This window comes from Amphritea balenae (genome assembly GCF_003858655.1).
Lineage (GTDB): Bacteria > Pseudomonadota > Gammaproteobacteria > Pseudomonadales > Balneatricaceae > Amphritea > Amphritea balenae.
In genome coordinates, this window is record NZ_RQXV01000012.1 from 1 (window position 1) to 16,161 (window position 16,161).

General features: G+C 47.3%; 10 protein-coding genes. 2 read left to right on the forward strand and 8 right to left on the reverse strand.

The genetic code is table 11. The features are described 5' to 3' along the window. Positions 1-402: 402 nt before the first annotated feature. The 5 genes from clpB to rluD all read right to left on the reverse strand — a co-directional run bounded on the left by clpB (position 403) and on the right by rluD (position 7,372). Positions 403-2,979, reverse strand: coding sequence for an ATP-dependent chaperone ClpB (gene clpB, locus EHS89_RS17540; protein ID WP_124927480.1), 2,577 nt, complete (start codon positions 2,977-2,979; stop codon positions 403-405). A gap of 334 nt (positions 2,980-3,313) precedes the next feature. Continuing rightward, on the reverse strand, positions 3,314-5,329 hold the full coding sequence (feoB, locus tag EHS89_RS17545; RefSeq protein WP_124927481.1) for a ferrous iron transport protein B: 2,016 nt from the start codon (positions 5,327-5,329) through the stop codon (positions 3,314-3,316). Beyond that, on the reverse strand, positions 5,326-5,553 hold the full coding sequence (locus EHS89_RS17550; protein ID WP_124927482.1) for a FeoA family protein: 228 nt from the start codon (positions 5,551-5,553) through the stop codon (positions 5,326-5,328). Before EHS89_RS17550 ends, feoB begins: the two co-directional genes overlap by 4 nt. Positions 5,554-5,678: 125 nt before the next feature. Beyond that, positions 5,679-6,407, reverse strand: a complete 729-nt coding sequence (gene pgeF, locus EHS89_RS17555; protein WP_124927483.1) for a peptidoglycan editing factor PgeF — start codon at positions 6,405-6,407, stop codon at positions 5,679-5,681. Further along, positions 6,404-7,372, reverse strand: a complete 969-nt coding sequence (rluD, locus tag EHS89_RS17560; RefSeq protein ID WP_124927484.1) for a 23S rRNA pseudouridine(1911/1915/1917) synthase RluD — start codon at positions 7,370-7,372, stop codon at positions 6,404-6,406. The genes pgeF and rluD overlap by 4 nt, the downstream gene beginning before the upstream one ends. 188 nt (positions 7,373-7,560) lie before the next feature. Here rluD and EHS89_RS17565 point away from each other — a divergent pair, with 188 nt between their 5' ends. Next, positions 7,561-8,490 carry an outer membrane protein assembly factor BamD gene (locus EHS89_RS17565; RefSeq protein ID WP_124927485.1) on the forward strand — a complete coding sequence of 310 codons (930 nt, stop codon included), beginning with the start codon at positions 7,561-7,563 and terminating at the stop codon, positions 8,488-8,490. A 157-nt stretch (positions 8,491-8,647) separates the two neighbouring features. Beyond that, the gene (gene nadE, locus EHS89_RS17570; RefSeq protein WP_124927486.1) at positions 8,648-9,481 is read left to right on the forward strand and encodes an ammonia-dependent NAD(+) synthetase; all 834 of its coding nucleotides are present in this window, start codon (positions 8,648-8,650) and stop codon (positions 9,479-9,481) included. 62 nt (positions 9,482-9,543) lie between these two features. On the opposite strand, the gene thiO is transcribed toward nadE, so the two are convergent. The 3 genes from thiO to EHS89_RS17585 form a co-directional block, all read right to left on the reverse strand. After that, entirely contained in the window at positions 9,544-10,635 is a 1,092-nt protein-coding gene (gene thiO / locus EHS89_RS17575; protein ID WP_124927487.1) for a glycine oxidase ThiO, read from the reverse strand. Between the two features lie 85 nt (positions 10,636-10,720). Continuing rightward, positions 10,721-11,137, reverse strand: a complete 417-nt coding sequence (locus EHS89_RS17580) for a type IV pilin protein (RefSeq protein ID WP_124927488.1) — start codon at positions 11,135-11,137, stop codon at positions 10,721-10,723. Between the two features lie 4 nt (positions 11,138-11,141). Further along, positions 11,142-16,157, reverse strand: a complete 5,016-nt coding sequence (locus tag EHS89_RS17585; protein ID WP_170167541.1) for a pilus assembly protein — start codon at positions 16,155-16,157, stop codon at positions 11,142-11,144. Positions 16,158-16,161: the final 4 nt, after the last annotated feature.

Sequence of the window (16,161 nt, forward strand, 5' to 3'; positions counted from 1 at the left end):
GAATTTGTAATAAATTTTCAAACAAACTGTTGTGCTTCGTGATTCGTTTAGCCTATCTAAAAAGCGTTGCTTTTCAAGTAGTTAAAAGAACCACCTCAACCTGTGTCAGTGACCGTTTCCGATGGCTGTCTCAAGCGAGGAAGCGCATTCTACACTGGGGGCGCTGGGAGTCAACAGGGAGGCACGAAAATAGTGGAATTTTTATGAAAAAGTCCGAATTTCGAGGGGGCACCCCGCTTAACGCGCCTTACCGCTTGCAGGGCCTTCTATATAGCTATGTGAAAGCGCTCTTCGTAAGCGCGCATTAGTACTTTCTCTTTAAACAATAAAACCGCCTGACGGCGGTTTTATTGTTTAAGCATCGTTTAGTAGTAAGGCTTACTTTTCGCTCCTCTGCTTAATTCATCTAAAAACGAATGCTCCCGCCTCCACATCGATACCGATCTCAGTACCGGGCTCATATCTACCCGCAAGAATCTCCTGCGCCAGCGGGTTTTCTATCCACTGCTGTATCGCCCTCTTCAAAGGACGAGCGCCGTAGACCGGCTCGAAGCCAACATCCACCAGCTTATCTAATGCTGTTTGCGTCAATGTTAGTGATAATTCACGCTCATGCAGTCGTTTTCTTAATCGATTCAGCTGTATCTCCGCTATTCCGCGAACCTGCTCTTTACGCAGACTATGGAAAACCACTACTTCATCTATACGGTTGATAACCTCAGGACGAAAGTGCGTACCTACCACTTCCATCACTGCGCTACGCATTAGCTCATAGTCGTCGTCATCGCTAAAGTTCTGAATCAGATCAGAACCCAGATTTGAGGTCATCACTACAATCGTATTACGGAAGTCTACCGTACGACCCTGACCATCGGTCAGCCGGCCATCCTCCAGCACCTGCAGAAGAATATTAAAGACATCAGGGTGTGCCTTTTCCACTTCATCCAGCAGCAATACCGAATAGGGTTTGCGGCGAACCGCTTCTGTCAGGTATCCACCCTCTTCGTAGCCTACATAACCAGGAGGAGCACCTATCAACCGAGCGACGGAATGCTTCTCCATAAACTCTGACATATCTATCCGCACCATCGCCTCTTCTGTATCAAACAGAAAACCAGCCAGCGCTTTACAGAGTTCTGTTTTACCGACACCCGTTGGGCCAAGAAACAGGAAAGAACCATTCGGTCTATTTGGATCTGCCAGGCCTGCACGGGAACGTCGCACTGCATTCGATACAGCCAGTACAGCCTCATCCTGACCAATAACCTGCTTATGCAATGCATCTTCCATACGTAGCAATTTTTCCCGCTCACCTTCCAACATTTTAGATACAGGAATGCCGGTCCAGCGAGACACCACTTCTGCCACTTCTTCTTCACCCACACGATTTCTTAACAGCTGATTTTGTTGTGGCTGATCTTCTGCTTCCGATGCGGCTTGTAGTTGCTTTTCTAGCTCTGGAATTACACCATATTGAAGCTCAGACATTTTACTCAGATCACCGGAGCGCGTTGCCTGATCTAACTCTGTCCGGGCCTGATCCAGATTTTCTTTAACTTGTTGCGACCCTTGCAAAGCCACCTTTTCTGCTTTCCAGATCTCTTCCAAATCTGAATACTCTTTCTCTACTTCGCTTATATGCGCTTCTAACTCTTGCAAACGCTTTATCGCTGCCGGGTCTTTCTCTTTCTTTAGCGCTTCACCTTCCATCTTTAACTGAATTAAGCGCCGCTCCAATCGATCCATGTTTTCAGGTTTAGAATCGATCTCCATGCGAATACGACTACCCGCCTCATCAATCAGGTCGATCGCCTTATCGGGCAATTGTCGATCGGTGATATAACGTTGCGATAATTTAGAAGCAGCGATAATCGCAGAGTCCGTAATATCTACACCGTGATGAATCTCGTAACGCTCTTTCAGGCCGCGCAGTATCGCAACGGTATCTTCTTCACTAGGCTCATCCACCAGCACTTTCTGAAAACGCCGCTCAAGTGCTGCATCCTTTTCAACATATTGTCGATATTCATCTAAAGTGGTGGCGCCTACGCAATGCAGTTCACCCCGGGCCAAAGCAGGCTTAAGCATATTACCGGCATCCATCGAGCCTTCACCTTTACCTGCACCCACCATCGTATGAAGCTCATCGATAAACAGAATGATCTGACCTTCCTGTTTCGACAACTCATTGAGAACCGCCTTAAGCCGTTCTTCAAACTCACCTCTGAATTTTGCCCCCGCAATAAGAGCACCCATATCCAAGGACAAAACCTTCTTATTTTTAATGCCTTCAGGGACTTCACCATTGACTATTCGCTGCGCTAAACCCTCTACTATCGCGGTTTTACCCACACCCGGCTCACCGATTAAAACCGGGTTATTCTTAGTCCGGCGCTGTAACACCTGAATAGTTCGGCGAATTTCATCATCACGGCCAATCACTGGATCCAGCTTGCCTGATTCAGCCTGTTCGGTCAGGTCAACGGTATATTTATCCAACGCCTGACGTGCTTCTTCTGCATTAGGATCCGTCACACCTTCGCCTCCACGCATCTGAGTAATTGCCTGCTCCAGTGATTGCTTAGTCACCGCCGCCTGCTTTAAAAGTTTACCTACACCACTACGGTCATCCAGCATCGCCAATACAAATAATTCGCTGGCGATATATTGATCACCCCGTTGCTGCGCCAACTTATCGGTAACATTAAACAGCTTGCCCATGTTTGGTGAGAAGCGCAGGTCACCCTCGCTGTTTTGCACCTGAGGCAGATCATCCATCAATTGCTGCGCCTGACTGCGCAATAGATTCACATTTGCACCGGTTTGCGCCAACAGCGGCTTAACCGAGCCCCCCTGCTGATCCAGCAAAGCGATTATCAGATGGACCGGCTCAATGTAGTTGTGATCTTTACCTACGGCTAATGACTGAGCATCACCTAGAGCGGATTGTAATTTACTGGTAAACTTTTCGGGTTGCATAGACCCCTCCTGAAACGGTTGCATACTCAAACCAGCCGATGATGGATTATGCTTAGAAACCCGGACGGCGGTGAGTGAATTTCGCTTTCAGTAAATTAGATAGGGGTGAATTGAGTGTTTTTCAAGATATACATTAGAACAGAATGATATAGCGCAGTGTTTTAAGCGATGCTTAGTCTGGCCTTCCTCCTTTGCTACAACCATTGCAACTATGGCAGCCGGAACCAGGGCATTTAGCACTGAAAGTCCGGGCAATATAGCGCCACAGCCACCAACCTAGCGACGCTAGAATCAATAAGAGAACCGTCAGATCAAAGGTTGTCATATCACCTCCTTAAATCCAGATAGATGCCAGATTAAAAACAATCCAGGCACCGATCCACGCCAGTACTAACCCCATCAGAATAGAAACACCAACCCATCGCCAGCTGCCAGTCTCTCGCTGGATAGTCGCGATAGTTGCCAGACAGGGCATATATAGCAGGGTAAATACCATCAACGCCAGACCCGACGCAGGGGCAAGTGATTCACCCATTGCCGCCTGCAAACCGGCCATATCACTCATTCCAGTTTGATACACCACCACCAATGAGGCGGCAATAACCTCTTTGGCAATGAAACCCGACAGCAATGCAACGGTTTCTTGCCAACCAAACCCCATAGGCGCAAACAATGGTGCGACAAAATGACCAAGCTGCTCCAGCCAGGGCGTTCCATTCTGCGGGAAACTCTGTAACAACCAGATCAACACTGAGCCCACCAGAATCACGCCACCAATCTTACGTAGAAAGTCACCAGCTTTATCCCATACATGCAGTAACAATGAGCGAATCGAGGGCATCCGCCAGGGTGGCAACTCCATAATAAATGTTTCGTCATGTTGCTCAGGAATAGTCCTGGCCAATACTGCAGCGACACCAAATGCCACCAGAATACCCAGCATATATAACGCGAAAAGCACTGTTCCGGCTTGTTCAGCAAAGAAAATGCCTGCCAACAAGACATAAACAGGTAACCGGGCAGAACAACTCATAAACGGATTGATCAGAATAGTAATAAGCCGGGCTCTGGGCTCTTCAATTGTACGGGCCGACATTATCGCAGGCACATTACAACCAAACCCCATTACTAGTGGCACAAACGCTTTACCATGCAGCCCTACCTTACTCATCAGATTATCAGTCAGGAATGCAGCACGAGCCATATAGCCACTTTGCTCTAGTAGTGCGATAAAGAGAAATAACAAAACCACATTTGGAAGAAACACTAATACGCCACCGACACCTGCAATCAAGCCATCGACCAACAGGCTCTTCAATAGCGATTCCGGCATTAAAGACGCAACCTGTTCACCCACCCAGCTAACAGAAGTATCGATCCAGTCTGCGGGGTAGCCTCCTAAGGTAAATGTAGCCTCAAACATCAACCACAACAGCCCCAGAAAAACAGGAATCCCTAACCAGCGATTGAGGGCTATGCTATCTAACCAGTGATCTGCTGAAGACTGATCCCGATGTTCACTACTACTTTTATGCAGCAAGCCGTGAATGTATCCATATCGACCTTGCGCCACCATTTCGGCTGGATCTTCATCATGACGACTCCCCAACAGGGCTAAAGCACTCTGCGCTGCGCTTAGCTGGTTCGCATCAAAATTAAAATCATTTTCACCACTGGACTCCAGCCAACGCACCGCCATCCAACGTACTATCCCTAAAGCTTCAAGTTCGGATATAGCCTGTTCAAGATGGGGCTCATATTCAATATGAAGCCCTTGCTCAGCACATTGCTCCGTTCGACAGACGACTAACAGCTGCTCCAGTAACTCAGGCAGATACTTCTTCGACCGGCCATCACTGGCCAAAACAGGTAATCCAAGGCTCTCACTTAATGAGCCCAGGGCAACACTATGCCCCTGTTTCTCCAGCTCATCAAGCATATTCAACGCCAGCACGACGGGCAAGCCCTGCTCCATTAGCTGAGTAGTTAAGGCCAGGTTTCGTGCCAAATTGCTGGCATCTAAGACATTTAGAATCAGATCTGGAGGGCTATCAATCAGATAATCCCGCGCCACCTTTTCTTCGACCCGACTGTTTGAGAGAGAGTAAACACCCGGAAGATCAATAAAATGAAATTCAACACCCCGCCATTCACAGTTACCTTCTCTGCTAGTGACAGTAACACCAGCCATATTGCCGGTACGCTGCCGGGCTCCGGTGAGTTGATTAAATAGCGAGGTTTTACCACAGTTTGGATTACCAATAAGCGCAATCGTAAAGGCGCTATTATCAGAAGAGCTCAGATCAGTTCCATCAGAAAAGCTCAGAGCTGCGCTTTCATCAGGACTCATGCCTGCAACTCAACATGAATATAACCGGCTTCTTTGCTGCGCAAACAAACCTGCTGCTTACCAACAGAGTAAGTACGCGGACTGCCAAACAATGATGTCGCTGCTACAGAGATGGTATGACCTTTAAGCACGCCCAATGCAACCAAGCGCTGCCGCAATGCCACCGGGCCGGTAATAGAAATGATGCGGGCAGTCTGTCGGGAATTCAGCTGTGCAAGGGTCATATGATCACCAAATATCAATGAGAACCATTGTCATCTGATAATCAGAATCAATACATGACTTGAGTCAACCGGAAAGGAAACACCGTGCGCATAGGGGGGAGATAATAACGGAGCACTGGTAAAGCTTATTTTATCCAGATAATACTCGCCATCCGGCCGGTAATGCCATCACGACGATAAGAGAAAAACTCTTCTGACTGGCTGTATGTGCAATACTCACCGCCAGAAATACTGCTAACACCTGCTTTCAATAACCTTAATCGTGCCAGCAGGTAAATATCCGCAAGCCATTTTCCAGAATTAGCTGAAGGCTTAAAGGCTTGTTGTGATTCTGTCAGATGATTACAGAACTGCTGCTTCACCTCGTCACCCACTTCAAATGCCTCGGGTCCAATTGCAGGACCAAACCAGACAATGACATCGGCTGGATTTTCAAACACTGCGAGAGTCTGTTCAAGCACTCCATCTGCTAAGCCACGCCAACCGGCATGTGCAACCGCCACTTTACTGCCTGCGCTATCAGTAAAAAAAACAGGCAAACAATCGGCCGTCATGACAATGCAAGCCTGACCTGCGGTATCACTCCAACAGGCATCTGCCTCTGTTATACGACCGTTATCACAGGCTTTTATCGCGTCTGTACCATGTACCTGAGTCAACCACTGGGGTGGTTTAACCAACCCCAACTCATTCATCAGTAACTGTCGATTTTCCAGCACCTTTTCAGCACTGTCTCCAACATGGTTACCCAGATTAAGCCCAGCATAGGGCGCTTCACTTACGCCCCCTTGCCGGGTTGTGACAATCGCACCTATATGATCAGGAGCGGACCAGTCAGCACTGATCAGTTTCACTGTTCGATCTCATGCCTTACAGCATCACGCTGCAATCCATCTAATAACTTTTGCAGATCTTCAGGCAGATCAACTTCCCAGGCCATCAGCTCACCCGTTGCAGGATGAAACAATTCTAATCGCTTGGCATGCAACGCCTGACGCTGCAAATCACGTAACTGCCCCTGCAACTGTGTACTGATACCTTTAGGTAACCGGAAACGCCCGCCGTATAGCTGATCACCAACCAGAGGGTAGTTAATATAAGCCATATGAACACGTATCTGGTGGGTACGACCTGTTTCCAGCTTCAAACGGATGTGAGTATGAGCTCGAAAGCGCTTCAATACACGATAGTGAGTAGTCGCTTCTTTGCCTACCCCGACCACCGCCATCTTCTGACGATTGCGGGAGTGACGCCCCAAAGGCTCCTCAACCGTTCCACCACCGGTCATCACACCATTCACAACCGCTTCATATTCACGGCCCATGGTCCGTTCTTGCAGCTGAGAAACCAGCTCAGTTTGTGCCTGCAGGTTTTTAGCGACCACCATCAAACCGGTGGTATCCATATCAAGGCGATGCACGATACCGGCTCTTGGCACCTGGGCAATCTCAGGACAGTAATGTAATAAACCATTCAGCAGCGTGTCATCCCAATGACCCACCGCAGGGTGCACTACCAGCCCGGCAGGCTTATTGATAATCATAATATCGTCATCTTCATAAACGATATTCAGCGGCATCTCGACCGCCTTATATTGATCGATCACATCCAGAGCAGCATCAATGGCGACCAACTCACCGCCCATCAGCTTATCCCTCGGACGTTTAACCTCACCATCCACCGTCAGGCAGCCATCTTTAATCCAGGCAGTCAGACGGGATCGTGAATATTCGGGGAAAAGTTCAGCCACCGCCTGATCAAGGCGTTTACTAATCAATTCATCGGGCACTGTGGCACTTAATTGAACCTGCTCAGTCATTCTCGGTATCGATCTCAGATAAATAGATAGAAAATATGGGTAAAATGGCAAGAAAATGCTCAGACGCTTTGGCTTGCCTTTCGGTTATGTTTAAATAGGCCGAAATAAATTTTGCATAGTATACCCGAAACTAATTGCTACCGCTGTTATCAAACGGGATACCTTCATTTATAGCAGGAAAATTATTTATGCGTTTGGCCCGGTTGCTCGCTATTTTTTCTATCGCGTTATTTGCTTCAGGCTGCTCATGGTTTGGTGGTGACGAAGTTGAAGCGCCCGATGTTCCTGAACAGGAGCTATATGAATCTGCTCTATCCGCGATGGAGATCGATAACTTCGCGCTGTCTATCGAAAAGTTCCAGCTGTTGGAAGCCCGCTATCCGTTCGGTCGTTACTCTGAGCAGGCACAGTTGGAACTGATATACGCATACCATAAAAACTTTGAGCCGGAAGCGGCACGAGCAACGGCAGATCGTTTTATTCGTCTGAACCCGAATCATGAAAACATCGATTATGCGCTGTATCTGAAGGGTCTGACTGCTTTTGAAAAAGACCGTACTTTTTTCGAAAAATACCTGCCAATCGATGAAACCCAGCGCGATCCTGGCAGCGCCCTGGAGTCATTCCAGAGCTTTCATCAACTGGTATCGCGCTTCCCTAACAGCGAATATGCACCCGACGCGCAAAAGCGGATGACCTACCTGAAAAACCGTCTGGCAACTTATGAGATGCATGTAGCCCGCTATTATGTAAAAAGGGAAGCGTGGGTAGCAGCAGCCAATCGAGGCCGTTACGTACTTGAAAACTATCAGGAAACCCCTGCTACTCCCGATGCGCTCTCGGTTATGGTTCTGGCATATAATGAGTTAGGCATGACTGATCTGGCGGCTGATTCTCAGGCAGTTCTGGATGCAAACTTCCCCGGTTATCAGTCAAATATCGAGTTAGCCAAAAAAGAATCTCTGCTGAACTCAGCAACCTTCGGCCTGCTGGGGAGCAGCGAAGAACAGCCAGCAGTCACGACTACTCGTACGCAAACAGAAACCAAACAAAAGCGTTCCTGGTTTAGCCGGTTAACCTTTGGCGTATTTGATGACGACGAAGAGCAGGCTGAGTAACTGCTCCATAAATAAACAAGGCGCCTGATGGCGCCTTTTTTATTCCATTTTTTGCACAATTTTAGTGCAGGAAAACAGCAAACAAAAAAGAACTTCACAGCCTATCTTTCAGGCCATAGAATATTCCTGCACAGAGCCAACAACCATGAGACCTATAATGGACAGAGCCACGATAATCGCAGCGATGCGGGTTAAACCAGAGATCGATATCACCGCTGAGATCAATCAACGGATAAACTTTATAAAACGCGCACTCAAGCAAAGCGGCTGCAAAAATCTGGTTCTGGGTATCAGCGGAGGCGTTGATTCAACCACCTGTGGCCGTCTGGCGCAACTGGCGGTTGAACAACTCAACCAGGAACAGGCCACCAACGACTATAAATTTATCGCGGTTCGCCTGCCATATAACACCCAGCATGATGAGCACGATGCCCAAGCCTCTTTGCAGTTTATCCAGCCCAGCGAGAACATCTCTGTTAACATCCACGCCGGTGCCGATGGTCTGCACAACGCCACTCTCAACGCATTAAAGCAGCAAGGTTTAAAACCCGATAGCGCTGACGCAATCGATTTCGTTAAAGGCAACGTTAAAGCCCGGGCCCGGATGGTAGTTCAATATGAAGTTGCCGGACTGGTTGGCGGTCTGGTGCTGGGTACTGATCATTCAGCGGAGAATATTACCGGCTTTTATACTAAGTGGGGCGATGGCGCCTGCGATCTGGCACCACTATTTGGCCTGAGTAAACGCCAGGTTCGTTTGCTGGCCAAAGAATTAGGCGCACCGGAACAGCTGGTTGAAAAAGTCCCAACGGCAGATCTTGAGTGCGATGCGCCGCAGAAAGCAGATGAAGCGGCTTTAGGTCTGACTTATGACCAAATCGATGATTTCCTTGAAGGCAGACCTGTTTCAGCAGAGGTCGAAAATAAGCTGATTTCTATCTACAAGCGTACTGAGCATAAGCGCCAGCCCATTCCGACGTTATACGATTAAAAAGTATAATTAAGTCAGCGGTTTGAAATACATTTAAAAAAGGCCTCTTTACGAGGCCTTTTTTATACCCGGCCCTGTAACTGATAAGGCTGCGGATCAATAACCGGCGTCCGCTCTAACAGCAGGTCGGCCAATAACCGGGTAGACGCTGGCGCCAACACCAGGCCATTACGATATTGCCCCGCATTCAGGTACAAATTCTCAATACCTGGCACCGCGCCAATATAAGGAACGCCTTCAGGAGAACCCGGCCGCAGACCCGCCCAATGATGCTCCAGCTCAATATCTTTTAATGCCGGACAGATATCCAGTGCCGTTTTTCGCAACGATTCTTTGGCATCATCGGTGATCTGCTTATCAAACCCCACCCGTTCCAGTGTACTACCCACCAGAATCCGACCATCATTACGGGGAATCAGATAGCGCCCCCCCATCAACACCACCCGACTAATCAGGCCCGGCGGTGCTTTAAACAGCATCATCTGCCCTTTTACCGGCTCAACGGGCAACTCAATACCTAGCGAACCAAGTAATTCACCACTCCATGCACCTGCGGCAATAATCAGTTTCTCAGCCCTTAACTCAGCATCTGATAACTTCACGCCCACTGCCCGACCATTTTCAACGATCAGGTTGTCGACTTTGCTTTGCTCAACCAGTCGAATATTAGGTGTAATCTCCATACTACGACGCAGTGAACGCCCCAGTCGTGGATTACGAATACTGGCTACCTCAGGCATCCACAGCGCAGACTCGCAACCGGCGACCAGATTCGGTTCTTTCTGATATAAGAAATCAGCATTTACCCGCTCCATAGGACGATGGAATTTTCGCCCCCAGGCCAAGGCTTCTTCTTCATCATCAACCCCGACCATGAACATCCCTTTCAGGCGCAACTCCGGGTCGATACCGGTTTCTTCCAGAAGCAGCTGCGCCAGATGGATGTAACTGGTCTGCGACCAACTGGCCAGCGCCGTCACCGGCTCAGAATAACGCCATGGGTACAGTGGCGAAACGATACCGCCACCCGCCCAGGATGACTCCTGCGCGCAGTTGTTCATATCCACCAGCGAGACATCAGCACCCGACTGAGCCAGCTCTCTGGCAGTCAGCATTCCAATTACACCAGCACCGATAATCAGGTAGTCAGACATCTAAGGGCCTTAGTTTTATTTTCAAAGAGTCGAGTATATAAAAAAACGCGCCAGAGGCGCGCTTTATTAGACATAAATATGAGGTTTACCAATCTTCTTCACCTGCATCAGGAATACTATCAGCATCGGCATCCAGTTTTCGATTACCTCTGGAGTCAATTAGCAGATTAAGATCTCCCGCTTGAGCGCCTGTGGCAGCCGCAACCCCAACAAAGCAGTTAGGCAAAGTACAACCAGCCCCACTGACTATAGAAAGATTATAAAAACCCTCAGGAGATTGAGCAGGCGCACTAAGCCCGGCTATTGATGCAGCATAAGTTCGTTGATCATAGAAAAAGCGTTCTTGCCGTGCAGCCAGGTCCATCAATGCTGCCTGTCCATCTGCACGTCGAGAGTCCTGTAACATCGACAAATACGATGGATATGCGACTCCTGCAATAATGCCAACAATAGCAACGGCAATCATCAGTTCAAGCAAGGAAAAACCTTTTTCGTTATTCATAAATTTACTCACCAAACAACTTACGCCAGCTCATTTCACCACTGTAAATCGAACCTTCATTATCCTGTTCAATACGTACAGTTTTACCATCCGCGGTATTAACAAAAGCACTGGTACCATCACCATCTGCATCGTCGTAACCATCACCACGATGCAAACTTGGAGTTACCGCAGGCGAACTACCCACCTCAACTACCGATTGAACGTATTCGGTTGAGCTTTCGGTGTAAGTGCCTATTATCGGTTTAGCATTAGCGGTACCGGTTATATAATTCAACACATACAGGCGTGATGCTCCTTTATAGTTACAAGCGGCAGGTACTGGCTCATAGCCTGTATAGGTCAGAGTACCGCCAAGTAGGGCCGGACCTCCTATTACCTTATTTCCTGCACCAATGTCTTTCTTCCAGCCATGATAATAACCCAGGGCCGCGGTATCAGTTTTATATTGAGAAAGTATGGTTTCTAACTTTTTCTGATTATCGCCGCTACTTAAACCATCAACACTACTAACGCCGGTCAAAGATGAATTACCGGCCTGTACTTTCGCATTACTCACATCCACCAGGTCATCAGCAACCGTCCAGGTCAGATCTCCACTGCCACTACCCGTACCCACAACCCGGGGCTCCTTAATACCATAGTAAGTATGGACGGTAGTATCGGTAGCATCGGAACGATTGAAGAACCGACCTGTACCAGCATAGATCCAACGATTCTCCCTATAATCCAACCCTACACCTGGTTTGGAAGAAATAGGTTTACCTATCGGACTAAGTAAAGAAACAGCCCAGTTGGCAACAGACCGGTAACCACCGGATACGCCATTATCTTCGATTTGAATCCGATACATATCACCGGCCCAACTGCCAGTCTCTCCAGTCACTGAACCGAAATATACCGCATCGGCAACTTCATCAAGCTCATAGTCGACAACCACCGGTTCACTAATAAAGCTCTTACTGTTATCTATTGTGCTGCTGTTGTAGGACACATCAGGAAGGCTCATTTTCCCATTGGTACCAAAATCAGTTTCCAGCGAAATCTGGCCATCTGTATATTCCAGATCCAACAGATATAGCTTCGCACGATTAGTACTTTTCACATGCAAAAAGCCAGATGGGTCATTGGTAGGCCCTGAAGTAAGCATCAAATACCACTTATCAGTAGTCGAATTATACTTTACCCGCAACGGGTGAGGCCGAGCCACTGTAAAGCCAAGGTCGGCATCGGTAAATTCCAACATTAACTCAGGTGCACTCTCAGGGTCGGTTACATCAAAGATAAAGTAAGAGGATGTTATTCTTCGGTCAGCGGTCGCCGGATTATTATCATGATCCACTTCAACTCCGCCCCCACCCAGTCGCATTCCACCGACAAGTACGGTTCCCCAGCCATTCGGGTGTTCGGTATCAGGAGTAAAGATTTGCGCATCAAAAACCCGGGGAGTCATATCTACACCATAGATATGATCCCCCTTCACAGCACCATAGCTCTTGGCCGCCAAATATTTCAAGTGCGGCAGCATTGCCTGAGGAATATATGCCCACATCTCGGAACCTAGTTCATAGGTACTGTCATCACCATCTGAAGCTGAACCCGTTGGTGGGCCTTTATAGAATTTTTTATCGCTAGAATTATACCAGCCAGCGTTAAAAGCGTGCAGCATGCCATCATTGCCGCCAACATAAAGTACATTTCGACGATTCTTCCACTTCTTGCTATAGGCCAAATAACTAGAGTCATTGTGTAAAAGATCAAGTGCTTCAGCAGGAGTGCCGACCACAGTAGGAACTGAATAAATAATGTCTCCCAGGCGAAGAGTTTCTCCATCAAATGCCCGGCTGCGGTAAGCTGAGCTATCTTTACCTCGTACCCAGTTAACAAGATCAGCAACATCTGTGGAAGCAACACCCAATAGATTTTCATATCCGCTAAAGCTAGTCGGCATAAAATCAACCGCTTCAGAGTTATGAATCATCAGATTATCTGTCGTCCGATCACTATCGATCCCGGTAATAATGTAGCGCTGCTTACTAGTACTACCATAGCTTCGCTGTACTATAGCATTGGCATCGGTCATGCTATTTAGCCAGCTAGCCCCCTGCCATAGGTACTTATTATTATCCTCAAGTGATTGAAGGGTTTCATTAAAGACCCCCACATCGCAACTGACAGACTGCGCATTTGTTGGCTGCAACGACTTACTAGTAGATAACTTGACCCTTACAATCTCCTCACCATCATCAAAACACATATCTACAATCGGATCGTTGGCATAGCCATCCAATACCCGGTCACTATCACCATCAACCCGCATAAAGCCGGAGTTGTCCACCATCATGCCGTAAACGTTACCCACCCAGGCAACCTCTTCATTACCTTTAATGCGGGAGTCCTGGAACAAAGCAGTATAAATTGCACCTTCACCCGAGGTGGAGGAAGCTACAACCGACGCTGCACCACCGGACGATGATCTACGTAAAATTGAAGCAAGTGCGGCGTTAAGTTCAGCCACTAGCGCCTCACCGTCATCCGCCATAAAGAAAGTATCAGGGTTACAATCACCATCCTGATCCCACTCGGTTATATCGCACTCGAAAGTTGGATCATCAATCTTTTGCTGAAAATAAGTTTGAAAATTTGCCGGATGTTTAGGGGTAGGAATATGATCACCTTCACCTGTTTTATCCCCACCTACACCTTTATCAAAGAAACCACCATTTGCTGCAGCTTCTCGCATCCGGGTAGTTGAACCGTTATTCAGTTCCCCTTCGCCTAATGCCGCATAAACATAATATGATACGATTTCCTGATGCTCTTGCATTCCGGTATCAGTACGACAATCGTACTTACGCATATTCCAGGCAACATCATCAAGCATATCATTCTGGCCTGTCGCACCTACGCCATCGGTTTCAATCGAAGGGTGACCCGTTCCATTCCAATCGGTATAAGGGGCACCATCATTAAAATGAAGTACGAAGGATTTAGCACATTCCAGCTTTACACCATAATCAGCATAGTAATATGGATCCCAGTCAGAATTCACTTCATAGGCTGGTTTCGGACTTTGTGAGTTATAATAAGCACTACTGCCGGGCCTAGCGGGCGCACTCGAAGAGATACTACCCTGACCATAGTAACCCCAAATATCGTATAAGGTTTCAGCAATCGGTGTAGTACCCCAAATTAATGGATGCTCTTCAATCACCTTTACAATATTGCTCTCATTACCATACAGGCCATCGGGATCTTCATCGGTATAACGTATATCAGTACGGACACAGATATCTGTGGTAGTCCGTGCGGAAGGGGTCTTCGAGGTGTCCGGATAACATGGCCAGAAGGTACTGCCATGCACTGAGTTGCCGTTATACAGATTAGTTGGTGTTTTAGTATTATGGTTGTAATTATAAACAGCCAGACCAAAGCGCATAGTCTGAGCGTTATCCTGAATGACTCCTGTTGGCTCTTCATCAAGAGCTACCCGAATTCGAAAACCAGCAGAACCAGTCACAGCGATATAACCTACAGTTTCATCCGCATGCCCTGTTTCAGTATCTTCAGACTCTTCTTCATCAATCTGAATATCGATAATTGAAGTTGTCGGAGTAGAATCACCATATCTGATATTAGCAGGATCAGAGCCGCCGACTGTCTGCATCGCAGCACCAAAGAAAGGCACCGTAGAAAAACTATTCGCACTCAGATCTACATCTTTCCAACTATGAGTGACATTATTGATACTATTTATATTCAGCTTTACCCCAGTTGACAAAGTCGCTCCTGCGCTGATGGGGTCAATTGCTATATAGTGGATTTTTTCATTTTCTGGATGATTATTCGTATAGTCTTCTTCATTTTGTAAAATGGTATCAAAAGAACCAGCACTTATATTTTTTGTTCTAACGTGAACAGCACGGTTACTCCCATCTGAAGAAATACCCGTAAACACAACAGGCGTACCAGAAAAACCTGATAAGCTAACCGTTTCATAAGCATCACCATCATTCAATGTTTGCTTAGTTTCCCGTTCCCCGGCATATACATTAATCGTACTACTATCAGATAAAGTGAGAGTATGATTACCCTCTTCAGCTACCAAATAGACAATATTCTCTGTTGTATGATTCCCATCTTTGTAATCATACTCCTGCAAGCGTATTTTGAAGCCACTCGTCGTGACATCTTTAACCCTTGAAACAGTAGGATCTCCACCGTTATAGGATACTGAAAGCGCTACAACTATTGGTGGATCATCATAAGTATTCTGATAACTAATCGATTTCCAATTGTCTCCATTGGACCAATCCATTGTGACCTGGCCAATCTCCATATTGTTACCCAGGGGAGTTGCAGTAACCGCATTTCCAGCGCTAACACTTATAGAGCCTTCATTCATCAAGAACTCTGTATTATCCGGAAATACTGAAGGGGTGAACTCAGAAGAGTTACTATAGGCTTTGCGAAAACTATAGTCATAGGGCTCATGTTGACCGAGTAATACATAGCGTTTTTGGCCATCAATAGCATAAAGGTCAGCCGAAACCCGGCTTTCAACTTTACCACCGACCATCACTTTACGAATAACATCTATTCGGCGCATCGCCATCCAGTTAAGGAAGTTACCGTTCCACTCATCAGCGCCGAGAACCCCCTGAATATTACCAGCACCCGTCAGATCACCCGATGCAAGAAAGACCCCTGAGGCCAGATTATATTGGTACTTTTTCTCACTATCAAAGTAACCGTAATAACGTCGCGTTGGATTAAAATCATCGTGCAATCCGGTCCTCCAGTTTCCTGCTGGTACATCTCGATAGGCAACAGCTTTCATGGAGCCTGAAATATCCATGGCGATGACAACATTTGGTTCGCCCGATTCTGCAGCTAAGAACGGTGGTATGCCCGTGTAATTTGCAGAGGTATCTACCGCAGATACAGATGATGACAACGTGGCCAGGACTACCAGCCCACCAGCAAAGACTGCAGTCTTAATTTTATTGAGAATACACATTGAT